Here is a 794-nt window from a genome sequence, read left to right as displayed (position 1 = left end):
CCTGGGGATTGATGGACACACGGCCAGGCGTCACGGCGATGAGGGCGGGCGCAATATTGAGACCCTGGGGCTGCACGTTGACACCGACGGGGAAGATGGCGACGAGGACGGGCTGGATGTTAAGACCCTGGGGCTGGATGTTGACACCCTCGGGGGTGATCACAGCCAGAGAAGGCGCAACGCTGACACCGGTGGCGGACACAGCCACACCAGCGGGGGCAACGTTGATGAAGCAGGGGGAGTAAGAGAAGGCGGCTCCGCTACCGGCAACAGCGATGGGGTTCTCCAGGTCGTTCACCAGCTTCTCGAAGGACTCCATGAGGTAGGTGCTGTTGGCCAGCTGGGTCAGGTCGGGCTGGTTGGACAGCGCAGCTGCGTCTGAGATATTCTTGGGGAGGCCTGCCAGCTCCTCAGGCAGGTTGGTGACGAGCCCGATGGTTCCTGTAATGTAGTCCTCAACTTGGGTGAAGAAGCTTGTGAGGCCCAGCTCTGCCGCCAAGAGGACCGATGAAATGTTGAGGCTCTTGAAAGACTGCAGGTTGGATCCGTGGTGGACCAGGAACACTGTAGATATCATATCTGCCAGCTCATTCACCTGGGCCTCATAAGCCTGCTCTAGGGAGATAGCCTTCTCGCTCTTTGCGTGCAGATTCCGGGCTCCGTATGCACCTGACACTGCACATGATACCAGCAGGGTGCACACAAACCTTGCCACTGACACCATCTTGCCTTGCTTGTCGTCCACACGCCAACTCTGTAGGAACTAAACCTTTGCTTCCTTACAATGCTTAGCG

Annotated in this window: 1 protein-coding gene; it reads right to left on the bottom strand. The window is 58.2% G+C overall.

Going from position 1 to position 794, the window contains the following annotated elements; genetic code table 11:
- A partial coding sequence (locus ON23_RS40105) for a hypothetical protein (protein WP_143860667.1) occupies positions 1–745 on the bottom strand: 745 nt, incomplete at its 3' end.
- Positions 746–794: the final 49 nt, after the last annotated feature.

Origin of the sequence: Nocardia cerradoensis NBRC 101014, from assembly GCF_000308535.1 — a bacterium.
GTDB lineage: Bacteria > Actinomycetota > Actinomycetes > Mycobacteriales > Mycobacteriaceae > Nocardia > Nocardia cerradoensis.
Note: the sequence above shows the minus strand (reverse complement) of the source record. Positions and strands in the feature narration are given on the sequence as shown.